Genomic DNA, 26301 nt, shown 5'->3' with positions numbered 1-26301 from the left:
CCCGGCGCCGGGTCCAATTTCCTAGAAAGGATTGATGGATTTATGAATTTTTATCAGTACCAGCTGGCTGCCGAGCGGACGGCTAAACAAATACCAAAGGAACAGCGATACGTTAATTTCGCGATGGGCCTTGCCGGCGAAACCGGTGAGGTGGTGGACTACCTCAAAAAGGTTTGCTTCCACGGCCACCCGCTGGACAAGAATAAGTTGGCCGAGGAGTTGGGGGATTTGCTCTGGTATATAGCCACTATCGCTAATACGGCCGACCTTTACTTAGACAGGATTGCCGATCGGAATATCGAGAAGCTGAAGAAGAGGTATCCTGAAGGATTCAGCGAGGAAAGAAGCCGGGAGAGGGCTTATTAGGCAGTATGTTTATTAAGCGCAATAAGGGGAGGAGAAATGCGGGTAGGTAGTTTGTTCACCGGTATTGGTGGATTTGATTTAGGCTTCGAGCTAGTAGGGATGAAAGTAGTTTGGCAGGTGGAAATAGACCAAGCCTGCAGTAGGGTATTAGAAAAGCACTGGCCTAAGGTGAAGCGCTATGGCGATATTCGTACAATTAAACCAGCAAAATTGGAACCAGTTGACCTTATTTGCGGAGGCTTCCCCTGTCAAGACCTCAGCGTGGCTGGAAAACGTGCTGGGTTGGCTGGAGAGAGATCCGGTCTCTTCTTTGAGTTCGTACGTATTGTTGCTGGTCTCCGCCCCCGCTGGGTGGTCATTGAAAACGTCCTTGGCCTTTTGTCGTCAAACGGGGGAAGAGACATGGGAACCGTCCTCTGGTCGCTGGCGAAACTCGGGTATGGGTACGCCTACCGTGTGCTTGACGCTCAATACTTCGGAGTGGCCCAGAGACGCCGCCGTGTGTTCATTGTCGGACATCTTGGAAAGCCCTGGGCCGCACCTGCAAAAGTACTGTTTGAGCCCGAAAGCTGCGAGGGGGATTCTCCGCCGCGCCGAAAAACGAGGGAGGTTGTTGCCTCACTCCTTGCAAGCGGCGCTGGAAAAAACCGCCCAGCTGGCATAGCGTCAGAAGTAGATTTCTTGGTGGCTTATTCGTTGACCAGCCGTTGTGGTCAGCGGTTAGAACCAAGTAGCGATACTTATGTAATTCAAGATGAAGTATATGTTAGGCGATTAACGCCTTTGGAATGTGAAAGATTACAGGGTTTCCCTGATAATTGGACTGAGGGTGAAAGCGATAGTGCAAGGTACAAGATGCTTGGTAATGCAGTATGTGTGCCAGTTGCGAGGTGGATAGGAAGGAAAATATTAGAGTTTGAGAAATGCGATTAATTCACACTCCAAAGAAAGTGCGAAAGAGGAGGCGGTCCACATGGGGCAACGTTAACCTGCCCTCGTTGTGACGGCCCGGTACATGAGGTGTTTTTCGGCGATGAGATCCGCCGTTGGCGGTGCATGAGTTGCGAGAGGCTTTTCGCCGAGCCCGAATGGCAGCTGGTAGGTGACGAGCTTACCCGGGTGTGGTCGCCATGAGCCGGCGAGTACGAATGGCCAGGCACGCCGCGGACCGGGTAGAAATTCGCGGCGGGAAAAACCCCAAAAAACTCGGTAACAAAGTTGCCCGCCGGCTACAGGGGATGCTCAGGGTAGGGGTCCAGCCAAACGAGCGGCTGGGGGTGAAGGTACCCGTCGAAGATGGCTTGGTGGCAATATGCGTGCCCAGTTTGTTTGGCGGCTGGGACGTGGTGACGGTAATCAGGGAGGAAGAAGCCGGGTGATAACGGTTGGCGAGTATGTGGCAATAAAACAGCCGGAAGTATATAGCGAATTACTGGACTGGGAAGCTGGTGAGTTGTTTTCGGTAGCACTGACCCAAGGGAGGGTTAGGTTGAGGTTTAGGGCTTTGAAACGGTTGATGGAAGAGCGCCCTAAACCAGGCCTGGGAGGATTGCTGCCGGGGGAGAAGGCGGCACATATTCCAGTGGGGGTGGCACGGTGAACTACATTAAAGAGGCTGAAAACTATCTTAGATATTATCATGACTTATATAAGAGCCTGGAAAATATAAATAGGCAAATTGCAAGGCTTATTGGACGAGCAGCCCCCAGGGAAGTTACTGCAATTTGTTTTGATGAAACCGGAATAAAGTCTGGCAGGTATGATGAAACACTTAACACTTTATTTGAATTACAGAAATTGGTTGAGTGCCGGGAAGAGACCCAGACAGCCCTTAGCGAAATAGATAAGATACTTGAAGAAATCAGCCGTGAGCCCGGGTGTGAGTTATACGGACAGGTATTGAGAAAGTGGTATATTGAAAAGAAGTCCAAAGAAGAGATAGCGGAGGAGCTGGGGTATAGTAGCCGACAGAGTGTTTACGATATCAAAAACCGGGCCATTAGGATATTTGCAGTGAGGTTGTTTGGGTTGGGGGCGTTGAAAGCCATATAGGCATGGCGGAGTAAACTTGGAAAAAAAGTAGACAGATTTATGGTAAAAAGTGTGGTAATATGGTATGTGTGGAGCCGTCCGGGAGGGCGGCTTTTATGTTGGAAAATGTCGGTATTTGTATGAAGGAAAGTTCCTCCTTTTGCCGAATTATGGTAGGTGAAAGGGGTGAGAAATTTGCAAAGCGAAGAAATTAAGACATCCTCAGAAGAAAAGTGCCCTTATTGCGGTAGCAAGAGCGTAGTTCCAACAGGAATGGCATATGGTATAAGGACATCTGATGGCAACGATATTACTCCAAGAGTAATGAAGCATCGATACAAATGCCTTGACTGCAATAAGCAATTCTATGTCGTGAAATGTGAATAGCTAGAGTATTAGAGCCTCCGGGCTCTTTTATTTTTGCAGAACAAACAATCCCCATCCGGGAGGTGGGTGAAATGTAGTGGCCAGGCAGCGCAGCCCAGAAAGAGAACTAGCTTTCCAGCTTTATAAAGAACATGAAGGAAATATATCTAACAGGGAAATCGCCAGGCGCCTTAACATACCGGAAAAAACCGTAGGCGGCTGGAAATGTAAGGATAAATGGGAGGAAAAGCTTAACGGAGTACTTCAAAAAGATAAACGGAGTACTCCAAAGGGTTTACGGAAGCCCGGCGCCCCAAAAGGGAATAAAAATGCAGCCGGTCATGGTGCTCCAAAAGGCAATAAGAACGCCGAGCGCCATGGCTTTTTTGCTAAAGTATTTCCTCAGGAAGTCCTCCCCCTTGCCCTGGACATAGTTGAAAAAGGCCCCCTGGACATCCTCTGGGAGAACATTATCATCCAGTACACAGCCATAGCCCGGGCCCAGAAGATTATGTTCGTAAAGGACCAGAATGACTTGACCAAAATATTAAAACGCGTCAAGGATGGTGATACATTTTCTGAGAAAGAATGGGAGCTCCAGCACGCCTGGGACAAACACGCCAGCTTTCTCCAGGCCCAGGCCAGGGCTATGCTGGCCCTGGAAAAACTGATGGCTCGTTATGAAGAACTCCTACAGAAGGGCCTTGGCAGTGAAGAGCACCGGCTACGGTTGGAGAAGCTGAAGCAGGATATCAGTATTGAGAAAGACAAGCTAGAACTGGCCAAAGAGAAACTGGCCCTCGAAAAGGCCAAAATTGAAAAGCCTAACGATGTCGATGTTAGTGAGTATGTAGAAGCCCTCAATCAGGCGGCCGGGGAGGTATGGGAAAACGAGGTTGAGGAAGAATGAAGCAGGCAGTAGCATTTAAGTTTAAGCCATTCTCCCTCAAGCAGAAAAAAATCCTGACCTGGTGGACGGAGAAAAGCCCATACCGCGACTACGACATGGTAATCGCCGACGGGTCTATAAGATCCGGCAAGACGATATCCATGATCGACTCATTTATCACCTGGTCGCTGCATACGTTTAGCAACCAGAACTTTATCCTGGCCGGCAAAAGTATGGGGGCGCTTAAACGCAATGTACTGCGCCCCATGTTCCAGATATTAGCTACCAAAGGCATCCCCTACCGGTACCATCGAAGCGAGCATTATATTGAGATCGGCACCAACACTTATTATTGCTTTGGAGCCAACAACGAAGCCAGCCAGGATGTATTGCAAGGGTTAACTGCCGCTGGGGCCCTGGCTGATGAGGTGGCCCTGTTCCCCGAAAGCTTTGTGGAGCAGATGATCGGCCGCTGCTCTGTTGAGGGCTCCAAAATATGGATGAACTGCAACCCGGAAGGGCCTTACCATTACATCAAGCAGGATTATATCGACAAGGCTAAAGAAAAGCGTATACTCTACCTGCATTTTACCCTGGACGATAATCCGGCGCTGTCTCCAAAGATAAAAGAACGTTATAAGCGTTTGTTCTCTGGTCTTTGGTACAAGCGGATGATCCTTGGTCTCTGGGTGCTGGCCGAGGGCGTAATTTACGATATGTGGGATGAGAACCTCCACCTTATTGACTGCCCTCAAAAGCACCAGGAGTACGGCGTGGCCATTGACTACGCCACAGCCACAGTAATGACTTTCGGCCTGTACGGTATTACTGGTGATAAGGTTTACCTGCTCAAAGAGTATTACTGGGATGCTAAAAAGACCGGCCGGCAGAAAACGGATAGCGAGTTCGCGGAAGACTTTAAGAAGTTCCTCGGAGACATAGTACCGAGGTTTATTTATTTGGACCCCTCGGCTGCGAGCTTTAAGGCGGAGCTGCGCAAAAAAGGCTTTACCCAGGTCCGCGATGCGGATAACGACGTGATAAACGGTATTCGCCTGGTGGCCAATTTTTTAAGTACCGGGCGTTTTTTTGTTGATAAGAGTTGCAAGGCTACTGTCCAGGAATTTGGCTCTTATGTGTGGGACCCCAAGGCCCAGGAACGAGGCGAAGATAAACCCTTAAAGCAGAATGATCATGCGATGGACCGCAACCGGTATTTTATTTATTCCCGATTTGGCAAGAAAGCAGCCCGGGCCTTCGGCAGTAAACCCGCAGGGTGGTGATATGTTTGGCAGAGGAAAAATGGGAAACTTGGCCTCCTGAAGGCCATGAGAAACGGCTTGAGAATTACGCCCGCTACCGGCTGCTTTTTTTCGGCCGCCATGACGAAGTTTACTCCCGGGTGCAGGCGTGGCTGGACCGGGAAATGGATAAGACCATCGTCTACATCGTAGCCAACTTTGCCGGTCTTATCTCCAAAATTTGTGCTGACCTTCTCTTTGGGGAGCAGATCCGGGTTGTTGTCGGGGAAGAAGATAGCCAGGAACAACAGGCGGTAGATAAGATTATCAGCGATAACAACCTGCATACCGTCAACTATGAGATGGCCCTGTCGGCCAGCTGGCGCGGTGATGCGGTGTATAAAGCCCGGTTCGGCAAGTACCGGGACTGGTCCGAGGGTGAGCAAGCCATCATCGAGGCGGTGCCAGCAAATATTTTCTTCCCTCATCTGAACGGCGACAACGTGCAGGAGATGACCGGGGCAACACTGGCCTGGGTGAAGGAGGATGGTGACCGCAGGTACTTACGAAAGGAGATCCACCTGCCCGGGATAATCCGCAATGAACTCTGGCTCCTGGACGGCAGCCGGATTCGCCGGCAAGTACCGCTTTCCACTTTACCAGAATATGAGGGGTTGCCAGAAGAACAGGAAACCGGGTACCCGGGACTGCTGGTAGAGCACGTGCCCAACTGGCGCCTGGATGATATGTTTTGGGGCATCAGCGATTATGTGGACCTGGAAAGCATGTTTGACGAGCTGAACAACCGGGTAAGTAAGATCAGCCGGATTTTGGACAAGCATTCCGACCCAAAACTGATCGTCCCACCGGGCCTGATGCGTTACGACGAGAAGCTGCGCCGGTGGTACATCGAAAAAGAGGACCTGCAGGTGGTCGAGGTGGACCAGGAGCAGGCCGGCGACCTGCCCAAATACCTTGTGTGGGATGCCCAGCTGGAGGCAGCATTTAAGCAGATTGATAAGCTCCTTGAACTCCTTATGATGATGTCCGAGGTTTCGCCGGCGGCGTTCGGCCTGGACAAGGCAGGGGTGGCGGAAAGCGGCCGGGCGCTGAAGTTCCGGTTGATCCGTACCCTGGCGAAGATTAACCGCAAGAAGTTGTATTTCGACCAGGGGCTAAAGAACATCCTCTACGCCGCCCAGGTCCTGGATGTGACCCATGGCCGGGGCGGTTATGAGCCAAAGATACCGCGCATTGAGTGGGCAGACGGCCTGCCGGTGGACCAGATGGAGCAGGCAGAAGTGGAGCAGATCCGGCTGGCGTCAGGCAATACCAGTCTGGAGAGCAGCGTGAGACGCCTTGATGGTTTAGACGGGAAAGCACTGCAGGAGGAACTGGACCGCATCAGGGGAGGCAGGCAGGGCCAGGCGCCGTCAGCGCCGCGAGTGAGCCTGCCACCGGCGGTCGGGCAGGGCGGTGGTAGTTAATGCCGCCGCGGGGACCGGATGAAAGGCTGGTACGTTTCAGCGAGGACGAAGTGGCACGGTTGGTGCAGCTCTATACCGAAGCAGAACGGGAGATTTTAAACGAGATTAACAGAGCCCTGCTTCGGGGCAATAAGACCGAATATCTTCAGGCGATGCTGGCTAATGTTCAGGCCATTTTAGAAGACTTGCGGAATGGGTCCCGGACATGGTGCGAAGAAGCCATCCCCAGGATTTATGTTGAAGGAGCAAAATTTGCGGAAGAGCAGTTGAAGGCCCAGCGGGAAAAAATCATCGTGGGCTTTGGTGTGATCCACCAGCAAGCAGCCCAGGTACTAGCCGAAGCGGCTTATAATCGCCTGGAAGGCGTAGTCCAGACCATCGGTCGCAAATCAGAAGATATTTACCGTGTCCTGGCCCTGGAGAATATACGAGGTAGCGTCATCGGCTACAAAACCTGGGAGCAGGTGGCAAAAAGCTACCGGGAACAGCTGGCTGAAAGAGGCGTCACGGGTTTTGAGGATGCCGCCGGTCGTAATTGGAATATGCGATCCTATACAGAGATGGTGGCCCGGACCACCACCATGGAAGCTCATCTACAGGGTACGGCGAATCGCTTACTGGAGCATGGCCATGACCTGGTTAAGGTGAGCACGCATTCTGGGGCATGTAATAAATGCAGTCCCTGGCAGGGGAAAATCTTAAGCCTTACAGGGAGGACCAGGGGATTTCCGACCCTTCAGGAAGCTAAACAAGCAGGCTTGTTCCATCCCAATTGCCGTCATGCATATGGGTTGTATATTGACCTGGATGAAGAAATCGAAAGGCTTGAAAAGGAACTGGGCTCTTAGGTGCTTTTCTTTTTGGGCGGCTTAGGGATACCTTCTATCGCTATTCCGTAAATTAGCGGGTCATTAAACTCGAGGGGTATCATCCGTTTACTATAACACCACCGAGAGTTTACTTCGTCCCAGAATACATCGCCTGATATTATGCGCCTGGGGCCTTTGGGAATATACCACAGGCCGCGCTCTTTCCAGAATAAGCGGGTATGCTCTTTACCGAGCCGGATGAGCGTAGGGAGCATACCCTGTTGCCTGAGGATCCACAGGCGATGATTAATTCCCACCGTTACCGACAGTTTATCGTTCTGAATACTCCAGTGAGTCATCATATCACCCCTGGTTAAATTCGCCAGGGGTTTCGTTTTACCTGCTGCGGGAGGTGAAGTAAAGTGCCTATCAGTAACAGACCTTGGAGTAGTATTTCCGAGAGCGACTACAAAGATGCCGCTTCGTTTTGCAGGGCCTGCCTCATCGATTTAAACGAGCCTGGCGGGGAGAAAGTCAAGGCCAAATGCAAACTTCCGGTATATGAGCCCAATGGGGCACTTAACCGTAACGCAGTCCACGCGGCGGCCGCGGCCCTAGCCGGGGCCCGGGGCGGGGTGGACGCCCCGCTGGAAGAGAAGCGCAAGGCGGCCCGGAAGCTTATCCGGCTATACCGGGAGCTTGATGAAGAGCCGCCAGAAAGTATTAAGCGGCTGGCGGGGGTGAAGTGATGGCCAGAATAGTACGCTTCGGCAACGTGGGCGAGATTATTGACCGGCTCACCTCCAAATTTGCGAAGGGTGAAATACAGGGCATTTTGGTTTGTGTAGCTAACAAAGATGGGACTTTTGAAGTGGGCTGGACCGATACTCTTAGTTATATTGAAAGACTTGGCTTACTAGAGGCTGCAAAGGGCGACTGCTACTATAAGGCCCTTTGCGCTTATTGCGAATAACGGGGACGGGAACCCGGTAACAACCCGGAGGAGGTACAAGCATGTTTAAATCCTGGAGAGAACGCTTTCGTTTCAACCCGCTAATGATGCGAGGCCTTTTTAATGACGCCGGCGGAGGTACTGCTGGCGGGGGGACTGGCGCCGGGGACGGCGGCCAGGGCGGCGATGGTAATAAAGGCGGATCTGGCACGGGCCAGGGCGACGGCGGCCAGCAGCCGGGCAAGACGTTCACGCAGGAAGAATTGGACCGTATCATAGCGGACCGGCTAAGTCGTGAACGGGAAAAGTACAAGGACTACAATGATCTAAAGAAAGCGGCAGAAGAGCTTAAAAAAATCAAGGAAGCCCAGATGTCTGAAGCCGAAAAGCTACAGGCAAGGCTGGCAGAGTTAGAGCGGAGCCTTGCGGAGAAAGACAGGGAAGCAGCTGAGGCCAAACTTGAGGTTATGAAGTTGCGTATCCTGGAGGAAGTAGGGCTTCCGAAGGCCTGGGCTGATCGCATTTTTGGCACCAACGAGGAAGAGCTGAGGGCAGACGCCAAGAACCTAGCCAAACTGCTGGGGGAAGCTGGAAAAACCAGGGGCGGTATTGGCTCCGGAAGCAACCCCGGCGCCGGCGGTGCTCCCGACCCGGTTGAGGCGGCTAAAAAATTAGCTGAGGAACGAAATAAAAAACAAGCACCCCAGGTCGGATATGACCCCTGGGCGACAAAATAAAAGGAGCGTGATTAAGCATGGCTTATAACCTTGGGCTTAAGACCACCACTTTCGGTGGTGAAATCAGCTTCCTGGATAGTCAGCAGGTGCGCTATATCCGTGGAGGTGTAACCCTGGATGCGGCTGACGTTACGGCAGACGCAAATGGTATTAAGAAGCTGCCCGCAGGTACTTTCATAGGTAAAAAGGCTAACGGTAAGTATGCCAAGTACGTGGCGGCTACCAAAGCCACCCTGACTACCGGCGCGGTAGCTGACAACAATGCTATCGTCTGGACTGCTAAACAAGCAGGGGTCGGTGGCAACAACATCACAATTACGCTGGTCAATAACGGCGCTTCTCTGCCGCTCAAAATCCAGTCGGTAAATGTGGCTACCAAAGACATCACGATCCAGCTTGCTACCGATGCTGGTGGAGTAGTGACCAGCACCGCGCAGCAGGTAATTGATCTGGTCAAGGGTGATTACGCTGCTTCGTCGCTCGTTGACGTGGCGAATGCTACCGGTTCCACCGGTGCTGGTGTGGTTGCTGCAGTAGCGGCCACCAATCTGGCCGGCGGTACCGACGCAAACGTGACCCCCACGGCCATCCTGGCGGAAGAAGTGATCTTTACCAGCTTCACTCTTTCCGGTGGCGTGGCGCATTCTGACCAGGTGAGTACTGCAATTGATCATGGGCGGGTAATTACTGCCCGGTTGCCGCAGGCTCCTGATGATGTAGTGAAAGCCAACATACCTGGCGTTACGTTCGTATAATCCTGGAGGTGGTATAAATGGGAGTGAATGAACTGCTTAAAGAATTCAGTCGCAAAGCTACCCTGGCCTACGCCCGGGCGCGGCAACCCCGGAATTACGTAGGGCCGACCCTGTTTCCGGTAAATACGGTCAACGAACTGACTTTCGATTACTGGAAGAGCCAGAACTTGCTCCCGGTAATGGCCAGTGTCCAGGCCTTCGGGGCTGAGGCACAGATCGCCAGCCGCGATGGGGCGGCCAAGATTAGCGGCGAGATCCCGCCCATTAAGCGGAAGATCAACCTGGATGAGCGGATGCTGATTGCCCTAAAGCGTGAAGGCGCCGGCGATGTGGATATGGTCCGCAACCAGCTTTACAACGACCTGGACAATATGATTGACGCCGTCCAGGCCCGCATCGAAAAAATGCGCATGGACGCCGTGGCCTACGGGCAGTTGACCCTGAATGAAAACGGGGTCATTATGAATGTTGATTACGGGGTGCCTACTACTCATAAGGAAACCCTGTCTGGCACCGCCCTGTGGAGCGACCATGTCAATGCAACCCCGGTGGACGATATCCAGCGGTGGGTTGATACAGTCGTAGCCGATACTGGCATCCGGCCCACCAGGGCGCTGACCTCCAATGTGGTAGCAAGCCACCTGATCCAGAATGCCCAGATCCGCAAAATGATCTACGGCGACCAGGGCGGCACTCGGGCGGTCAGCCTAAACCAGGTGAATGACCTCCTAGCGACTCTGGACCTGCCCAGGATTGCAACCTACGACTTGCAGGTGAGAGTCCAGGCGGAGGACGGTACCATCAGCACGGTGCGGTTCTTCCCGAGCACCCGGTTTGTGCTCCTGCCGCCGAATTCTCTGGGTGAAACACTGATGGGGCCGACAGCGGAGGCGTTGCTTGATCCCGAAGTGGATGCCCGGGAAGCGGCCGGCATCTACGCCATCGTCACCCAGGAGAGTGAGCCGCCTGCGGTGTGGACTAAGGCTGCGGCTACCAGCATCCCGACGTTCCCCATGGCCGACACCATCTTCATCGGCGTGGTCTTGAGCGAGGCGTAAGCCATGCGAGTTGAGCTGATCGGCTATGTGCGGCACAACGGCGGCCTGTACGGCCCGGGCGAGATAATTAAAGTTGGCGAGGCGGACGCCCGGCACCTGGAGAAATCCGGCGCCGGGCGCATCCTGCCCGAACCCGAAGAGCCCGAAGAGGTGGTAAACGATGGCGGACCTGGCGGGAGCGAACCTATACTTCAGCCAGCGGCTGAACAGCCAAGCGTGGGAGAGCGCAAGCCAGACCGACAAAGAAAAGGCACTGTTAACCGCCGAAAGGCAACTTGAGCTCTATAGAGACCGGGTAGATGCTACCCGGTTTTCTTATGCGGTGTATGAACAGGCGATCTGGCTCCTGGAAGGAGACGAGCGTGCTAAACTGCAGCAGGCCGGTGTAGCCCACGCCAATATCGGGAGCCTCACCGAAATCTATAAGCCACGGCATGACCCTGCCATTGCCCCGCAGGCATGGTATTTTCTGCGGGGACCAAGCTTGAAGGCTGGTGGGCTGCGGTGATTGGGCTATATCTTAATCAGATGGTTACCTGGAAGCAGGTGATTGGGAATAACGGGTACCAGCCTGTTTTTGCAGATCCCATAAATATCCGGGTTAGGTGGGAAAGCCGACGCCGTATGGTGCGCAATAAGCAGGGCGAGGAAGTAATTAGCGAGGCGCGGGTTTTTTGTCTGGAAGCAGTCCAACCGGGAGATGTTCTGGAGTATGGGGGTAGAGAATGGCCGGTAATAGCGGTTAGCGAAACGCCAGGCCTGGATGGCAAGTTGCTTTACCGGGAGGTGGCGGTGTGAGGGACTTTCCGACGGGGGAGCAGATTTCTCAAATAGTGAAAAGGGCCGCTTTTGACGCTTTGTATACCGCTACTGAGGGGCTTTTAACTAAAATTATTAACAATACACCCATAAAAACCGGTACCTTACGGCGAAGCCAGACTGTAACACCCTATCGAGATCGTATGATGGTAAGCATTTCAGCTAACACACCCTACGCTGTTGCGGTACATGAAGGTTCAAAACCCCATGAGATTATCCCCCGAGAAGCAAAGGCTCTAGCTTTTATCCCGGTTGCCGGTATGCGGCTAAAAGATCGCAAACCGCTGTATCGTAGCAAGACAGGGCGGTTGGTGGTAAGCAAAAAAAGAGCAGCAGTGGTGTTTGCTAAAAGGGTTCGCCACCCGGGTTATAAAGGTAACCCCTGGATGAAACGGACTGTTGAACAAAACATTGATAAGGTAGGAAAGTACGTTCTTCGTAGCGTGAAGAAGGCCCTAAAAGAGGAGCTGGGGTAAGTGACCGCTGCAGTAGTTGCCCGTGACATCGTCCAGTATTTTGAAAGCCTTGGCGAGGGAACCTTTGGGCAAAATCTCTTTGTTGATATGCAGCCGGATGAGCCAGATGAAACCGTAACTATATTTGACACAGGCGGAACGGGTTTGCAGGAGCCCCCGGAAGCATGGCGAGAATTATACATTCAACTTCGCACCAAAGATCACCAGGTGGGCTATGAACGCATCTGGCGCCTGCTGGGATATTTAATTCGGCCTTCCACGGGGATTATCGTGACTTCTGGCGGTAATTACGCCGCCCAGTTCCAGGAAGTGCCTGCTATCTATGATAGAGACCAGCGAGATAGATTTTTGTTTGGGTTCCGGGTGCTGGTCCAGAATGTGGCCCTGGCATTTCAGGTGCAGACCACTACCTCACCAGATCCGGTAGCGGCCCTCAATTCCTGGGTTGCCGCGACTTTCCCGGAAGTCCAGATTGACCCTGCTGCATGGGCACCTACTGATAACACCCCGGCCCTTTACTGGCGCTTTGCTGGCCACCAGGTGGCACAACAGCAGCAAAGCGTAGCCTGGTATGACGCTACAGTTATGGGGCATATTATTGCGCCTACAGCAAAGGGCAGGCTGGTATGGTTAAAACGTTTGGTCGAGAGATTGGCTGCCACCAGGCGCTTGACCATGGATGACGGGTCACCGATGTTTATTACTAATATTGCCGCCGATAGCACGGCGGATTACCTGCGGACGGGACAAATGAGGGTGACAGGGAGGTACGGCGTTTTGATTGCTAAACCTGCAGATCCAATACTGAATAGGGCTGTTGTCAGCGGCGCCACAACCGGGGAGGTGACATAATGGCGGGACAAAAAAGCAGTAATGAGGCACTTTACAGCCGCGATGAGTTAATCAACGCGGCTTCTTCTTTTGGAGTCAAGCCCGAAGTCGTTGCCGGCGCCCTGCGCCTTGCCGGCAAGGATACCATGACCCGGGCAGAGGCAGAAGCGGCAATCAAAGCATTTCTGGAAAGGAAGGTGTGATTAAGTGGCAGGTTCTGTATTTCAGGTAGGCGAGCAGAAGATCCGTCCCGGTGTGTACGTTCGAGTAACGAATATCGGGGAACCTGCTGTGGCCGTGGTACCTCAGGGCATAGTGGCGGCTTTGCTGCGGGCATCCTGGGGGCCCTTGGGCCAGGTGGTAACCCTGGAAAACGCCGATGCTATTACCGCCACCTATGGCAGCGGTGGCACCCTGGACGTGGCGGCAGAGGCTTTCCGTGGCGGCTGCCGGCGGGTTCTGGCATATCGCCTGGGGACCGGCGGGACTAAGGCTACACTAACCCTCAAAGATACCGCGGCTACTCCGGCGGATGTTGTTACTCTGACCGCCAAGTATGAGGGTATCAGAGGCAATGACTTCAAAATAACCATCCGGGATTCTCTAACTGATGCCACAAAGCGAGAGTTACTGGTCTACGAGGGCACCACTTTGCGGCAGACCATTACCTTCGCCAAGGGCACAGGCGAGCCCCAGGCCCTGGTGGACGCCGTGACTGCATCGAATAGTCCCTGGATTACAGCTACCAAACTGGCGGACGGCAACGGCACCCTGGCGGCCATTAATCAGCAAGCCCTGGCCGGTGGTACGGATCCCACGGTAACGGGTACGGATTACAGTGCCGGTTTGAGTGCTATCGAGGCAATTGATTGGAATGTCCTGGCCGTGGATACCGAAGACCCAGCAACTCATACTACAGTACAGACCTATATTGACCGGGTACGGAACGAAGGCAAGCGGGTGCTTGCGGTCGTGGGCGAACCTACCAGTGTTGCCTTGACTACTCGCTTGGCTAATGCTGCAGCCTTTAACGACCCGCCAATTATCTACGTGGCCAACGGCTTTAAGGGTTCCGACGGGGTGGCCAGGGAGGGTTACAAGGCGGCTGCCCGGGTGGCCGGCATGGTGGCTGCGGCGCAAATAACTGACAGCCTCACTCATGCGGTAGTACGTAATGCCACCGAACTGGTGGGAGCCCTCACCAACGCTGAAATAGAGCAGGCCATCCAGTCCGGCGCCCTGGTGTTTACCATGTCGGCGCAGAAGCAGGTGCAGATTGAGTACGGCATCAATACCTTTGTAACTCCTACTGCCGACATGGACGCCGGCTGGAAGAAGATCCGCCGGGTGCGCACCAGGGACAACCTGATGGACCGCATCGCGGCCACTTGGGATCCGCTCATCGGAAAGATCAACAACAGCCCGGATGGCAGGGCTACGCTCATTGCTTCAGCCCAGGGGATTATTAACACCATGATTGCCGAGGGCGCTTTGCTGGCCGGTACGATTTACGAGGACCCGAATAACCCGCCAGCCGGCGATAGCGCTTGGTTCGTGGCCCAGGTTGATGACCTGGACAGCGCCGAGAAGGTTTATGCGACCTTTGCTTTTAGGTTTGCTCCTCCATCGGAGCAGCAGTAGGGAGGTGGGTTAAGTGAGTGATGGACGTTATGTTTTTCGCTCCTGCGTACCTGAGGGGAATATAGATATTGCCAATGTGAAGACGGGTGATATCATTACCCGAGCCTGGTCGTTTAGGGTAAATGAGCCGCCGGATTTACAGAGTTTGCTTGATTCCGGTACCTTTGACCCGCGCCATATCCTGCGCGGCTATGACGGTGAGCTTTATGACGGTGATGGCAATTTCCTGGCCGAAGTAAATGAGTGGCAGGCCCAGAGCAATTTTGAGAACACTGACTACCAGCCTGCGGGTAAAAAAATTAAGTGGGGCATTCCACAGGGCTATAGCGTAACTCTTACTTTTACGGAAACAGTGGTGAAGGATGCAAGGTTGCTGCAGAAGATTATTGGCGGGCTTGATGACGGCGAAGAGGACGCAGTGCTCAATTTTATGGGCGTCCTGCGTGGGCACTAAAAATTCAGGAGGGGTCTTGAATGAGCGACGAATACCGCGATGAATTGCTTGCAGCAGAGAATACTATCCTCCAGGACGTGGGTGGCGTCCTGGAAGCCATGGAGACGATAACGCACTATGAGACATTTAACGTGGTCCGCGACGGCAAAAAGTTGTTCGCCTTCCGGGTGCGGGGCCTGACCGACGAGGAGATGGATAACTGTCGCAACGCGGCCACCAGGACGGTTAAGAACCGGCGCCTCGGTGGCCTGGCTACTCCCGGGGAGTTTAACGCCGCTAAGTACAATTCTATGCTGATTTATACTGCCACGCACCCTGACGACAAAAAATGGCTTTGGGACAACAAGGACCTCTGGCGGAAGGCCGATGTGACTACCGGCTGGATGATTGTGGATAAGGTCCTGCGCCGGGGCGAAAAAGAGGATGTGATTACGCTTATTGAACAGTTGAGCGGCTATAACGATGAGGATCGGGCCGATACCGAAGAAACCCTAAAAAACTCATAGAAGCAGGGGGCCGGGCTACCCTGCTTCACCATATCTTTCAGCGGGTAGGCATCACCCCCGATGAGTTCTATGCCAAGCCCTACAAAGTCAGGGCCTTTATACTTGCTTCCATGCGAGCGCAACTAGAGGCTGAGGAAGAAATAAGGAAAGAGGCCGAAAGGAGGGCGAAGGGCGGTGGCCGAAAGTGAAGTATACCGTATTGAGATACCTATTATCGTGCATGACCAGACCGAAGCCCCCCTCCGGCAGGCCCAGGAGAGGGTAAACAAGTTCCAGAGAAGCGCAGAGCGAACTAACCAGCGCCTGCGGCAGATGGCGGCCAGGGAGTATAGGTTGAGGCTGTCGGTCCTGGACAGGGCCATGCCCATCATTGAGAAGGTGGGCCGTGGGTTGCGGGGTATTACGAGTAGGGCCTGGAACATAACCCTGGGGATTAAAGATACTGCGTTCGGTGCCATCAGGCGTCTTACTGGTATATTGACTTCTCCCCTGGGGTTATTGGGAATCGGTGTTGGAGGGGCCGCAATAACTGCCGGGCTGGTCAAAGCCCCGCTGGAACTGGCCGGCAACATGGAACAGGCGAGGATTGGCTTTACAACCATGCTGGGAAGTGCGGAAAAAGCTACAGCATTTTTAAAGGAATTGCAGCTCTTTGCCGCCAAGACCCCATTTGAATTCCCGCAGCTACAAGAAAGCAGCCGCCTGCTCCTGGCTTTTGGCTTTGCGGCCCAGGATGTAGTGCCCATGATGACGGCCATTGGCAATGCCGCAGCCGGGCTGGGCGTTGGTGCTGAGGGTATTGACAGGGCTGTCAGGGCACTGGGGCAGATGAGGGCTAAGGGCAAGGTTAGTGCCGAGGAAATTATGCAACTGACGGAGATCGGTATTCCGGCCTATGATATTTTGCAGAAGAAGTTCGGTCTTAGCGCAAAACAGATGGAGAACCTTGGTAAGGCTGGCATTACGGCCGATGCTGCGATCAAAGCCCTTGTGGAAGGCATGAATGAGCGGTTTAAGGACATGATGCGTAATCAGAGTGTGTCTCTCCTGGGGTTGTGGAGCACCATTAAGGATACCTTTAGCATGCAAATTCTTTACCGCTGGGGTGAGGGCCTGCGCCAGGCTATCCAGCCGAAGGTATTGCGTTTGGTAGAATGGTTTGAGCAGAACCAGGCTACCGTTGAACGCTGGGGAAATACCCTTGAACGGACCGCCAGGGAAGCCGGCGAGGCGCTTATACGAAACGTCGAAAGAGCGTTTGGGTATATTAGGAGGCGTTACCTGGATAATCCGGAGTTTCAGCGGTTGGATTTTTGGGGCAAGGTTAAGTTTGTTTGGGATGACATTATGGACAGTATCCAGAAGTGGCTGGATAGTGGGGGGCAGGAGCAGCTTAATTCTATCGGAACTTCGATTGGTGAGTTTATAGCTGCTGGGGTGGAAGCTGCGGCGCCAAGGTTTGGAACGGCAATGATAACCGTTGGGAAAACGATGGCTATAACTCTAATAAAATCTTTTGAAGAAACGTTACGAAAAAGCCCCATCGGAGCCTTTATAGCCGGAGGCCTTAGTGGAGCTGCTATGGGGTCTGTTATACCTGGAGTTGGCGCTGGGGTTGGCTTTGTGGCAGGAGGATTTTCTGCTCTTGGTTCGCATTTAATTACTTCTATCATAGAGCAAAAAACTATAGAAGGTAATACGCGAGCGCAACTAGAGGCTTTTCGCACCATAGAAAGCCATACTGGCTCCGGCCCTGTCTTTGGTGGTCAGAGCATAGGCGCCAGGGCATTTGGAGGTATCGTTAATTATCCCGTTATTGCTGGGGAAGCAGGACCAGAGGCGATTATTCCCCTTTCGGGCCAATATCGTAATCGCGGTATCAATCTATGGGAGCGCACAGGTAAATATCTGGGGATTCAATCATCTGGAAGCGCAAATATCACCAACAATGTTACGGTAATAGTTAATGGCTCAACAGGAGGGGATGCTTCTGCTGAGGAAATAGCGGATGCGGTTGCAGATGCGATAGCCCAAAAAATAGAGGCTTGTTTTTTTAATAGACCCTGATGAACAGATAAAGGAAAAAACCTCCTGAGCAAGAATATAATTAACAGGAGGTGGATATCATGATGTTAATCCTGCTAGTAATAATAGTACTTTTGCTATCTGGGATCTTAATGTCACATGAAAAGGAACGGTTTGAAAGGTTTTTTGAGAAGAATGCATTGCCGAATGGCGAGAAAGTAAATATCTATATATGGGCTGGCCGAGCGATAGTTTCGGCGTTTATTGTTATGTTTGCAACAATGCTTTTTGGTATGGAATTTCCTTCTTCATTAGGATGGTTTTTTGTGGTATTAATCGTTGTTTCTTGGCTTGGTCCGTATGTAGAATACGCTATAGCCTGGAACTTTTATAAGCCTACAGATAACAAGACAGATTCCATCCCAAGCGAAGACACCTCGTTAAAATCTCTGCTCAAAGAATGGTGGCAGGCCGGGAAAAAAGGATAGACGCAGGAGGCGACTAATAATGTCCGCCAAAAATATAGAAGAACGCTTATTAGCATTAGAAAAAGAAGTAGCCGAACTAAAAGAGCAGGTTTCGGTTCAGCCTGAAAAAGTGGTGGAGGAGCTTGCCAAAAGCCTAAGAAATGTTTTAGGAGGTCTGTTACCCAATGTTGATAAAACCTGACTTAGCCCAGGGACATTTACCCATGGCTTTGCAAGAAAGCCCTCAGGGTGGATTGGAAGAATTGTTTAGTATACCTATGGAAAAAGCTCCTTTACCAGGGGATATAGTATATATTCCCGACAAGAAGAACCCGAAAGAATTGCGTGCACATGTTGTGATCCGGCGCTATTTCTCACCATTCGGTTACGATATGTGGAATGTGCAAATATTGGCTAGACCATTAACAGAGGAGGAAAAACGGATGCATGACTGCGAATTTTTTGGTATAGAAAAATGGCCCGAGACTGAGGAGGAAGTTCGGGCCTTTGAAGCTAAATTTGTGGCTAAATCAGCAAGTAAGGGTTAACTTCAATTTCCTTAAACAACGGACATTCTTTAGAGCGGCCACACTCCAATCCATATTTGCATTTGAAGTTAGTTGGAAGGCGTACTGGCGAAGGGCGCCTACTGAAAAATGTTTCTACGCAGGTGACGCTAATGCTATGATTGTCGTCAACATAGGGACAATATCCAGTAACCTCAACGATAACGCGTCTCTCCAAAAACTGCACCCCCTTTCTGTCAGACAGTAGTCAACCAAATAGCTATTTCCACAGGAAGAAGATATTCCCTTTAAGGGGGATGTAATAAAGATGGACTTCTACCTCATAGCGCCCTCCGGGCGCTTTATTCATTTCCCCATAAATCCGGAGCGCATAACCGCCCAGACCGGGAATAAAATGCAGACTTTCGAGGTCATCGCCCTTGGCGACATCGCACTTCCCCGTGGCATAGTGCCTACCCGGTTTTCCTGGGAGGGGTTTTTCCCGGGGGAAGCCCGAAAAAACCTTCCTTTCATCAAGTCCTGGCGGCCGCCTAAAGATATCGTAGGGGATATATCAGCCATACGTGCCAGCGGGGAGAAAGTACGTCTACTGGTGACTGAAACGCCCATCAATCACGATGTGTACTTCGACGGCGAAGACAGCTTCCAGCACGAATGGCGGGGCGGTTACGGCGACTGCTGGTACTCAATCCGGCTGGTGCAGGCGCGGGATTTAATAGTAATGACCGACGCGGAAAGGCAGGCTAAATTGGGTAATGCGTCAGTCGGCCAGCAAACTGCTGCCAGGCCAGCGCCACCGCCGCCTAAAACTTATACAGTTAAGCCCGGAGATACCCTTTGGGCGATAGCTAAAAAGACGTTAGGCGACGGGTCAAGATGGAAGGAAATATATCAGGCAAACTTAAGTGTTATAGGCAAAGACCCGTCGTTAATCTTCCCTGGGCAGACCCTTAGAATCCCGGTATAAGAGGCGGGAAAAGCGATGATTGATGTAGCAAAAATCAGGTATGACCTTGCCGTTATCCTGCCTAACGGTGATAAAATACGGCTTTATGAGGCCTTACGTTCCCTCTCCTGGGAGGAGAACAGCGGGGAACTTGCCGTTAGGCTTGAAGCGGAGATACAAAACAAGCAAATGAGTGACGGCGAATGGTTACACCAAAAAATGCCGCTTGGCAGCCAGGTGGTTTTGCTTTCGGAATGGGGAGAAGGATGGCAGGAGGTTTTCCGGGGCACCATCTTTAACTGGCATTACCGGACAGACCCCCTGGGGCACTTCACCATAACCGCCTATGACCCTCTGATTTACCTAGCCAAGAGTAAAGATGATCGGTACTATTCTTCTGGGACCCTGGCCCGGGTAATAATCGAAGACATAGCCAAAGCCTGGCAAATACCGCTTGGAACAGTAGAAGGCCCGGACACAGCATTGGCTAAACAGGTATTCCGGGGCCGTACTCTGGCCGATATGATTTTCGATGTGCTGGACCAGGCAAAAAAGCGCGGGGCGGGTAAGTGGATAGTACGGAGCAAACAAGGAAAGATCGATATAATAAGACCGGGTCAGAACAGCCCGGTTTATCATTTTGGGGCAGATGATAACGTAGCGCAAGTTGAAGACCAGCAGGATATTGAGGATCTGGTCACCAGAGTAAAAATAGTGGGCGCCGAAGATAAAGAGGGCCGTGCCCCGGTCGTGGCAATGCTCGACGGCCGGACTGAATTCGGAGTGCTCCAGGACCTGGTCTACAAAGAGCAATATGACAACCTGGCAGCGGCGAAGGCGGCGGCCCAGGATATACTAGCCGAACGGGGACAGCCGAGAAAAAAACGGCGTATTTCGGCCCCTGATTTGCCTTTCCTGCGTCGTGGTGATAAGGTGCATATTACTGCCGGGACAATAAGCGGGTATTACCTGGTGGCTGGGATAGTACACAACGCAAATGATCGGACCATGGCCCTGGAGGTTGAGGACGTTGGCTAATACCGGCATAAATAAACTGGCACAGGTGATAGCATCAAGGATAGCCCAGCAGGCGCAAAGGCCAGATGTTTTGGAACTAGGAACAATCCAGGCCGATATGAGTTTATTGTTAGACAGGTTTCCTGTACCAATACCCGCGGGGGATTACTTAATTGCAGATTGGCTGATGCGGTTAGAAATCCCCCAGGCTTCCCGGGTGGTGAAAACGGCTTCTCCGGTAAACAGCGATGGGACTGATATTCCAGGTACGACCACTTATTCCAGCCTCCAGCGGCTGGACTTTCAGACCGGGGACCCTGGTCAGGTGCAGGATGTCCACCTTAATCTCAAAGCTAGTTTAAAGGCAGGTGACCGGGTGCTTGTGGCCTGGGTGAATGATGGTACCGACCCGGTAGTGCTGTGTAAGGTGGTGACGTGATGCCGAGCTTATATCCTACTTTCGAGGTGCCGCCTCTTGTAGAGCAGCAACAAACAGAGCCAGCGCCGAAATATGGTAAGAGCTGGTTCTTTGATTTTGAGAAAGGTGACTTTGTTGTAGACGGCGCCGGCCGGGTGGTGCAGACCGACGGCCATACTGCTTGGGCTCATTATTGCGTCAAGGCCGTCCTTACCGAGCGATTTGCCTATTTAGTGTACGGTCCCAGTTATGGCTGCGAGCTGGAGCAGGCCCGGAGGCAACCTTCCCGCAATGCGGTAGAAGCAGAATTGGAACGGGTAATTACCGAAGCCCTGCTCGCAGACCCCAGGACCGAGATGGTACGTGATTTTTCTTTCGACTGGTATGGGGATGAAGTAACAGTAGCCTTTACAGTGGTCCCGGTTATCGGTACTCCCGAAAGGCTGGAGGTGAAGATAAGTGGCTGACCTTCCAGAGTATTTAACAGACCAGACGTATGAAACCATTCTCCAGCGCATGCTTGATACTCTGCCTTCTGACCTGGATAAGTCGGAAGGCAGTTTTATTTGGGACGCCCTTTCCCCGGCGGCCATCGAGCTTGCCCTTGCCGCGATATGGGCGCAGCAGGTTCTGGAACGCGGGTTTGCCTCTACCACCTTTGGGCAGTACCTCGACCTGCGCTGCGAAGAGCACGGCATCACCCGCCGGCCGGCAACATATTCTACGGCCCCCGTGGTGTTAACCGGTGAGCCCGGCACAATCTTGCCAGCAGGCCATCCTGTAGGCACTCAATCAAGTGAAGCGGCGCCTGCGGTAGGATTCGTAACTGAAAGTGATATAGAAATTGGTCCGGATGGAACAGGCGCAGGAACGGCAAGAGCACAAGAACCGGGCTCACAAGGAAACGTGGCTGCACACACTATTACAATGCTGTATGAAACATATCCTGGCATCACTGGAATTGATAATCCGGAACCTGCCACAGGGGGCCTGGACGAAGAGGATGATGCTTCCCTTTTAGCCCGCTACCTCCAGCGGGTGCGGTCGCCCAGCGCAGGCGGGAATAAGGCAGACTATGTTAATTGGGCAATGGAGGTGCCGGGAGTTGGCGGAGTATCGGTTATCCCTGTCCGAGACGGTCCTGGCACGGTGAGCATAGCAATAATCAACACGAATAAGGAGCCCGCGGATCAGGCTCTAGTGGACGAGGTACAGAACTACATTGCCCCGCCCTGGGCGAATGAAGCCGAGGCAGAAAACATGTCCCTGGGCGGCTATGGGGTTAGCGTAGACACCACGCTGACTGATGATACTGGCGACAGCGTGAAGATGGTCTACGACGCTACCGGAGCCGGGACCATCACCCACTCTAGCCTGCAGGCTCTCCTCCAGCAGCCCGGCATCTGGCAGGCCCGGGTGCGGGTGAAGGTGGATGATAATACCGGGACGGCAGATTTGCTTCAGATAGGGATATGGAATGTGTCGGCGGCGGCCTGGGCGAAGACTAGGCCAAGCGGAACAGTAGATGCCGTGGTAACTCTTAAGGCCAGCGATCTGGCTACCAGCTTTGGGAATAAGACTGTAGAGTTCTACTGGAATGGCCAGGACCAAATAGAACTAAGAATAACACGGCTTACTACAGACACGACGACCACAGTTTGGGTGGACCGGGGAATTTACCGTAGCGCCTTTAGCAAGGATACCGGCGAAGGCAAGGCCCCGGTGGGCGCTCGGGTAACCGTGGAGCCGGCAACGGCGGTACTGATTAACGTTTCGGCCACCCTGACCATCGCTGCCGGATATAATGCCGATAGCGTTAAAAGTGCAGTCCGGGATAATATTGCGGCTTATATCAAATCCCTGGCCTTCACCAGCGACAATGATGTTCGCTACGTTCGCATAGGCCAGGCTATCCTTGATACCCCAGGGGTAACAGACTATCAGAACCTGTTGGTCAACGGAGGCACGGCCAATGTAACAGTGGGTGACCAAGAAGTAGCTGTGGTGGGGAGTGTTAACCTGACATGAGCGACTACCCGATAACCAGCACCCGGGGGCAGGAGATGCTTACCTACCTGCCCCGCTACTATGAAACCAGCCGGATCATGCGGGCCATCCTCCAGGCGGAAGGAGCTGAATTTGACAAGCTCCGCCAGGCCCTGGATGAGGTGCTGGACCAGTTTTATGTTCGCACGGCCACTTGGGGCCTAGACCGCTGGGAGGAAGAGGTCGGCCTGCCGGTCACACCCGACCAGCCGGAAGTCGAACGGCAAGATAAGATTATTTCACGGCTGCGAGGGTACGGGACGGCCACGATTTCGGTCGTCAAGCAGGTGGCCGAGGCCTATGACAAGGGTGCCATCGACATCGTAGAAGACCACGCGGCCTACACTATCACGGTGCATTTCGTGGACACTACCGGCGTGCCGCCTAACCTGGATGATCTCAAAGCGGCGGTCCGGACGGTTGTACCGGCGCACCTGGATATCTTATACGAGTTTAATTATTTCCTCTGGGATGAATGGGACAAAAAACAAGAGACCTGGGATCAATTTGATTCTCTGGCCCTAACGTGGGATCAATTGGAGGTGAGGGATTAGGATGCCGGAACTTACGCCTAAACTGGGGATTAAAAAGCCCCTAGGTAATGAGACGGTTTCCAGGGCGGCCTTCAACGAGAACTGGGACATAATTGATCAGAAGGCCGTCGGCGACATGGGCGGCGTGCCGACCATTCAGGCTGGCCTGGACGCCGAAAAACCCGCCCCAGGCACTGCCGGCCGTCTCTACGTGGCCACGGATACGCAGATGATCTATCGCGATACTGGCACGGCCTGGCAGAAGGTAGGCGTGGTGAAGTGGGGCGACATTGACGGCAAGCCGGCCAGCTTTACGCCGAGCGCCCATAAAACTACCCACGCCACGGGTGGCGCGGACGCCCTGGCCCCAGCCGATATAGGAGCTGCTGCCCAAACTGATTTTGCTGCGCATTTGGCCGATGATGCGGCGCACAATATCCCCAGCCATTTTGACCCCACCACCGGCCACAAGCACACTGGGGCGGCGGGGGATGGGCCGCAGATTGACCCGAGCGCGTTCGCCACAGCAAACTGGCCTGCGTTTCGGGCGTACCAGTCAACGGCGCAATCTCTTGCCGCGGCAACATGGACGAAAATTGCATTCCAGACGGAGAATTACGACCAAGGCAACGTTTACGACAACGCTGAATATCAGTTCATTGCCCCAACTGGAGGTATTTATATCGTATCTGCCCGCGTGCATTTTGCTGGTGGGTTAGATGGCGAAAATCATGCAGCAGCAGTATACGTGAATGGTGCGGCGCATTCGCGCTTGAAACAAGGTCCGATTGGAGCAGTAGACGAGGATTCTGTAGGGGGCACTGTACTGCTCAAGCTTGCCGCTGGCGATTATGTAGAAATCTATGGATATAGCTCGAATGCACGAGATACACAGGTTGCCTCCACATACACATATTTCGCCGCAGTCCGTGTGGCATAAGGAGGGATTATATCGTGCTGATGAAGTTGATATATGACAGGCCACACAAGTTATCGAAGCTCCATGCCGAGCTTCTCCAACTGTCGTTTTTACAGCCGATTGTGCGTGCAGATGAAGAACGTGAAGCCATCTTGCTACTACAGGGCAATGGCCAGACCGTTTACCTCGACGTGCCCGACGACCTAACACCTGAGCAAATCGCCGAAATAGAGCGAGTTATTAACAACCACTACCCTGACTTGACCGCAACCGCTTCCCCGAATCCTGCCACAGTTAATGAGACGGTAGTAGTTACGGCCACTTTGCCAGACGGCGCACCCGATACGGAGGTAATTTTCCAAGTTGAAGGCGGCACGGCATATACAGAACCCATCACCAACGGGCAGGCCAGCCATGCCTATGCTTTCGCCCAGGCGGGGACATACAGAATCATTGTTTCTAGTGTCAATTGCGGAACTGCCACGGTGGAGGTAATGGTGCAATGAAGATTAAGGTTGAACGTGAAGAAAAACGTAAACATGGGAACAAAGAGGTTAAGGTAACAGTAGTTGAACGTGAGTTAACAAAGGAAGAGCAGATTGAGGCTCGCTTTGCTTCTTTGGAAGCGAGGGTAGCGGCTTTGGAAAAGGCTGTTATGAAGCCGAAGGTATAAGACATTTGGACTTAAATGTGTATGTCTGACAATTTAGGCCCCCGGTATGGGGGCCTAAGTTTTGGCCGCCGTGGGGCGGCTTATATTTTGGGAGGGGAGAACATGGGTTTCCAATTCGTGCCCGGCGCAATCCAATCACCCCCGGATCCCCGGGACTATATCTATTCGCAGATGGTTGCGGCGCCGGAATTGCCGGCATCATTCTTCTGGCCCCGGCTGCCGGTCCGGGACCAGGGTAAATGGGGCACTTGCGTGGGCCAGGCAGCTGCTGGCGTTAAGGACCGGCAGGAGTCGGTCAACTATCCGTCCAGGGGCTACAGGTTTAGCCCTCTCTTTATTTACGCCCTGTGCAAGCAGCAGGACGGGATACCTAACCAGGAGGGTACTTACCCACGGGTGGCTATGGCGGTACTAAAAAATACCGGCGCCTGCAAGGAGCAAACCCTACCATACAGCCTTATGGCGAACCCCTTGCCGCCGGTGCCAGAGGCCGCCGTCACCGAGGCCAAGCAGTTCCAGATAGGGGTATATGCCCGGATCCAGACCCTAGAGGAGATAAAAACGGCCATCATGCGCGACGGCCCCGTTCTGGCTGCCGTCTTTGTTTGCGACAACTTTATCGAGTGCGAGCCGGGCGGGTTTATCGACCTCCCGGAAGGCCGCTGGCGCGGCGGTCACGCCATCCTCCTGGATGGGTGGGATGACAACCTCGCCCATACCTATAAGAACGGCGTTACCCGGAAAGGCTTCCTCCGTTTAGCTAATTCCTGGGGCCCGGGTTGGGGAGATAACGGCTACGGTTGGCTGCCTTACGACTTTTTGACCTATCGTAGTGATATAGGTATGCCGTATTTTATGGAGGCCTGGTCCTCGGTAGACGTAATTATCCCGCCCAAACCGGCCAGCGAGGTTGTGCTCTGGATAGACAGCACCCGTGCCCTGGTGGACGGGGAGGAAGTTATCCTGGATCAGCCGCCGGTAATTGATGCCGGTTCAAAGCGGACCCTGGTACCGTTGCGATTTTTAGCCGAGGTACTTGGCTGGAAAGTAATGTGGAATGAAGGAGAGCGAAAGATAACACTGACCAGATAGAGAGGGGGTACCCCGGTTGAATACCGAAGAAAGGGTGGTGGCATTAGAAGTGGCTGTGGCAAGGCTGGAAGAAAGGGTGGAAAACGTGGAGGCTTATCAGGCCAGGCAGAACGGCAGTATACAAAACATAGAGGCGAAATTTGATAAGCTCTATTTCTGGCTGATAGGCATCTGCGGCGGCCTGGCGCTAGATTTATTTTTGCGCCTTATTGGGAGGTGA

38 protein-coding genes are annotated in these 26301 nt (G+C 53.0%); all 38 read left to right on the top strand.

Annotated elements, in window-relative coordinates; genetic code table 11:
- Positions 1-42: 42 nt before the first annotated feature.
- Entirely contained in the window at positions 43-366 is a 324-nt protein-coding gene (locus MOST_RS15295) for a nucleoside triphosphate pyrophosphohydrolase family protein (protein WP_054937047.1), read from the top strand.
- Between the two features lie 36 nt (positions 367-402).
- On the top strand, positions 403-1299 hold the full coding sequence (locus tag MOST_RS15290; protein ID WP_054937717.1) for a DNA cytosine methyltransferase: 897 nt from the start codon (positions 403-405) through the stop codon (positions 1297-1299).
- 197 nt (positions 1300-1496) lie between these two features.
- Positions 1497-1745 carry a hypothetical protein gene (locus MOST_RS15285; RefSeq protein ID WP_129588702.1) on the top strand — a complete coding sequence of 83 codons (249 nt, stop codon included), beginning with the start codon at positions 1497-1499 and terminating at the stop codon, positions 1743-1745.
- The gene (locus MOST_RS15280; RefSeq protein ID WP_054937005.1) at positions 1742-1966 is read left to right on the top strand and encodes a hypothetical protein; all 225 of its coding nucleotides are present in this window, start codon (positions 1742-1744) and stop codon (positions 1964-1966) included. Before MOST_RS15285 ends, MOST_RS15280 begins: the two co-directional genes overlap by 4 nt.
- Positions 1963-2418 carry a hypothetical protein gene (locus tag MOST_RS15275; protein ID WP_054937006.1) on the top strand — a complete coding sequence of 152 codons (456 nt, stop codon included), beginning with the start codon at positions 1963-1965 and terminating at the stop codon, positions 2416-2418. Before MOST_RS15280 ends, MOST_RS15275 begins: the two co-directional genes overlap by 4 nt.
- Before the next feature lie 442 nt (positions 2419-2860).
- The gene (gene terS / locus MOST_RS15270) at positions 2861-3673 is read left to right on the top strand and encodes a phage terminase small subunit (RefSeq protein WP_083476660.1); all 813 of its coding nucleotides are present in this window, start codon (positions 2861-2863) and stop codon (positions 3671-3673) included.
- Positions 3670-4935: a PBSX family phage terminase large subunit gene (locus tag MOST_RS15265; RefSeq protein ID WP_054937007.1), complete on the top strand. Its 1266-nt coding sequence runs from the start codon at positions 3670-3672 to the stop codon at positions 4933-4935. The genes terS and MOST_RS15265 overlap by 4 nt, the downstream gene beginning before the upstream one ends.
- Before the next feature lie 5 nt (positions 4936-4940).
- Positions 4941-6380, top strand: coding sequence for a phage portal protein (locus MOST_RS15260; protein WP_054937008.1), 1440 nt, complete (start codon positions 4941-4943; stop codon positions 6378-6380).
- Positions 6380-7228: a phage minor capsid protein gene (locus MOST_RS15255; protein ID WP_054937009.1), complete on the top strand. Its 849-nt coding sequence runs from the start codon at positions 6380-6382 to the stop codon at positions 7226-7228. The genes MOST_RS15260 and MOST_RS15255 overlap by 1 nt, the downstream gene beginning before the upstream one ends.
- A 383-nt stretch (positions 7229-7611) precedes the next feature.
- On the top strand, positions 7612-7938 hold the full coding sequence (locus tag MOST_RS15245; RefSeq protein WP_054937011.1) for a hypothetical protein: 327 nt from the start codon (positions 7612-7614) through the stop codon (positions 7936-7938).
- Positions 7938-8162, top strand: coding sequence for a hypothetical protein (locus tag MOST_RS15240; RefSeq protein WP_054937012.1), 225 nt, complete (start codon positions 7938-7940; stop codon positions 8160-8162). The genes MOST_RS15245 and MOST_RS15240 overlap by 1 nt, the downstream gene beginning before the upstream one ends.
- Positions 8163-8203: 41 nt before the next feature.
- Entirely contained in the window at positions 8204-8878 is a 675-nt protein-coding gene (locus tag MOST_RS15235; RefSeq protein ID WP_244267063.1) for a capsid assembly scaffolding protein Gp46 family protein, read from the top strand.
- Between the two features lie 17 nt (positions 8879-8895).
- Positions 8896-9633, top strand: coding sequence for a hypothetical protein (locus MOST_RS15230; RefSeq protein ID WP_054937013.1), 738 nt, complete (start codon positions 8896-8898; stop codon positions 9631-9633).
- A 17-nt stretch (positions 9634-9650) separates the two neighbouring features.
- A complete protein-coding gene (locus MOST_RS15225) occupies positions 9651-10691 on the top strand; it encodes a major capsid protein (protein WP_054937014.1) in 1041 nt (346 codons plus the stop codon).
- Positions 10692-10694: 3 nt separating this feature from the next.
- On the top strand, positions 10695-10970 hold the full coding sequence (locus MOST_RS17025; protein WP_129588701.1) for a DUF7210 family protein: 276 nt from the start codon (positions 10695-10697) through the stop codon (positions 10968-10970).
- A 43-nt stretch (positions 10971-11013) separates the two neighbouring features.
- The gene (locus tag MOST_RS17020) at positions 11014-11199 is read left to right on the top strand and encodes a hypothetical protein (protein ID WP_129588700.1); all 186 of its coding nucleotides are present in this window, start codon (positions 11014-11016) and stop codon (positions 11197-11199) included.
- Positions 11200-11315: 116 nt separating this feature from the next.
- Positions 11316-11489, top strand: a complete 174-nt coding sequence (locus tag MOST_RS17395) for a hypothetical protein (protein WP_157049484.1) — start codon at positions 11316-11318, stop codon at positions 11487-11489.
- Complete coding sequence (locus MOST_RS15210; RefSeq protein ID WP_054937017.1) at positions 11486-11986, top strand: HK97 gp10 family phage protein; 501 nt, start codon at positions 11486-11488, stop codon at positions 11984-11986. Before MOST_RS17395 ends, MOST_RS15210 begins: the two co-directional genes overlap by 4 nt.
- The gene (locus MOST_RS15205; protein ID WP_054937018.1) at positions 11987-12838 is read left to right on the top strand and encodes a minor capsid protein; all 852 of its coding nucleotides are present in this window, start codon (positions 11987-11989) and stop codon (positions 12836-12838) included.
- Positions 12838-13020: a YqzN/YkzM domain-containing protein gene (locus MOST_RS15200; RefSeq protein ID WP_054937019.1), complete on the top strand. Its 183-nt coding sequence runs from the start codon at positions 12838-12840 to the stop codon at positions 13018-13020. The genes MOST_RS15205 and MOST_RS15200 overlap by 1 nt, the downstream gene beginning before the upstream one ends.
- Before the next feature lie 4 nt (positions 13021-13024).
- Positions 13025-14458: a phage tail sheath subtilisin-like domain-containing protein gene (locus MOST_RS15195; RefSeq protein WP_054937020.1), complete on the top strand. Its 1434-nt coding sequence runs from the start codon at positions 13025-13027 to the stop codon at positions 14456-14458.
- Positions 14459-14471: 13 nt separating this feature from the next.
- Positions 14472-14912, top strand: a complete 441-nt coding sequence (locus MOST_RS15190) for a hypothetical protein (RefSeq protein WP_054937021.1) — start codon at positions 14472-14474, stop codon at positions 14910-14912.
- Positions 14913-14932: 20 nt separating this feature from the next.
- On the top strand, positions 14933-15418 hold the full coding sequence (locus tag MOST_RS15185) for a phage tail assembly chaperone (RefSeq protein ID WP_054937022.1): 486 nt from the start codon (positions 14933-14935) through the stop codon (positions 15416-15418).
- A gap of 174 nt (positions 15419-15592) precedes the next feature.
- Entirely contained in the window at positions 15593-17485 is a 1893-nt protein-coding gene (locus tag MOST_RS15180) for a tape measure protein (protein WP_054937023.1), read from the top strand.
- Between the two features lie 59 nt (positions 17486-17544).
- Positions 17545-17931 carry a hypothetical protein gene (locus tag MOST_RS15175; RefSeq protein WP_054937024.1) on the top strand — a complete coding sequence of 129 codons (387 nt, stop codon included), beginning with the start codon at positions 17545-17547 and terminating at the stop codon, positions 17929-17931.
- Positions 17932-17950: 19 nt separating this feature from the next.
- Complete coding sequence (locus MOST_RS17390; protein ID WP_157049485.1) at positions 17951-18112, top strand: hypothetical protein; 162 nt, start codon at positions 17951-17953, stop codon at positions 18110-18112.
- Positions 18096-18458 (top strand): hypothetical protein, encoded by a 363-nt coding sequence (locus tag MOST_RS15170; protein WP_054937025.1) that lies wholly within the window; start codon positions 18096-18098, stop codon positions 18456-18458. Before MOST_RS17390 ends, MOST_RS15170 begins: the two co-directional genes overlap by 17 nt.
- 286 nt (positions 18459-18744) lie before the next feature.
- Entirely contained in the window at positions 18745-19404 is a 660-nt protein-coding gene (locus tag MOST_RS15165; protein WP_054937026.1) for a LysM peptidoglycan-binding domain-containing protein, read from the top strand.
- A 15-nt stretch (positions 19405-19419) separates the two neighbouring features.
- Complete coding sequence (locus MOST_RS15160; protein WP_054937027.1) at positions 19420-20421, top strand: XkdQ/YqbQ family protein; 1002 nt, start codon at positions 19420-19422, stop codon at positions 20419-20421.
- Positions 20414-20839, top strand: coding sequence for a hypothetical protein (locus MOST_RS15155; protein WP_054937028.1), 426 nt, complete (start codon positions 20414-20416; stop codon positions 20837-20839). Before MOST_RS15160 ends, MOST_RS15155 begins: the two co-directional genes overlap by 8 nt.
- A complete protein-coding gene (locus MOST_RS15150; protein WP_054937029.1) occupies positions 20839-21285 on the top strand; it encodes a DUF2634 domain-containing protein in 447 nt (148 codons plus the stop codon). The genes MOST_RS15155 and MOST_RS15150 overlap by 1 nt, the downstream gene beginning before the upstream one ends.
- Positions 21278-22846, top strand: coding sequence for a baseplate J/gp47 family protein (locus tag MOST_RS15145; RefSeq protein ID WP_054937030.1), 1569 nt, complete (start codon positions 21278-21280; stop codon positions 22844-22846). Before MOST_RS15150 ends, MOST_RS15145 begins: the two co-directional genes overlap by 8 nt.
- Complete coding sequence (locus MOST_RS15140) at positions 22843-23418, top strand: YmfQ family protein (RefSeq protein ID WP_054937031.1); 576 nt, start codon at positions 22843-22845, stop codon at positions 23416-23418. The genes MOST_RS15145 and MOST_RS15140 overlap by 4 nt, the downstream gene beginning before the upstream one ends.
- Before the next feature lies 1 nt (position 23419).
- On the top strand, positions 23420-24337 hold the full coding sequence (locus MOST_RS15135; RefSeq protein WP_054937032.1) for a C1q-like domain-containing protein: 918 nt from the start codon (positions 23420-23422) through the stop codon (positions 24335-24337).
- Positions 24338-24351: 14 nt separating this feature from the next.
- Positions 24352-24822, top strand: coding sequence for an Ig-like domain-containing protein (locus MOST_RS15130; RefSeq protein ID WP_054937033.1), 471 nt, complete (start codon positions 24352-24354; stop codon positions 24820-24822).
- Positions 24819-24989 (top strand): hypothetical protein, encoded by a 171-nt coding sequence (locus tag MOST_RS17385; protein ID WP_157049487.1) that lies wholly within the window; start codon positions 24819-24821, stop codon positions 24987-24989. The genes MOST_RS15130 and MOST_RS17385 overlap by 4 nt, the downstream gene beginning before the upstream one ends.
- 102 nt (positions 24990-25091) lie before the next feature.
- Complete coding sequence (locus MOST_RS15125) at positions 25092-26081, top strand: C1 family peptidase (protein ID WP_054937034.1); 990 nt, start codon at positions 25092-25094, stop codon at positions 26079-26081.
- A 16-nt stretch (positions 26082-26097) separates the two neighbouring features.
- The gene (locus MOST_RS15120) at positions 26098-26301 is read left to right on the top strand and encodes a hypothetical protein (protein WP_054937035.1); all 204 of its coding nucleotides are present in this window, start codon (positions 26098-26100) and stop codon (positions 26299-26301) included.

The organism is Neomoorella stamsii, from assembly GCF_002995805.1.
GTDB lineage: Bacteria > Bacillota > DSM-521 > Neomoorellales > Neomoorellaceae > Neomoorella > Neomoorella stamsii.
The sequence above is the reverse complement of the archived record's forward strand: the minus strand, read 5'-3'. Positions and strand labels throughout refer to the sequence as shown.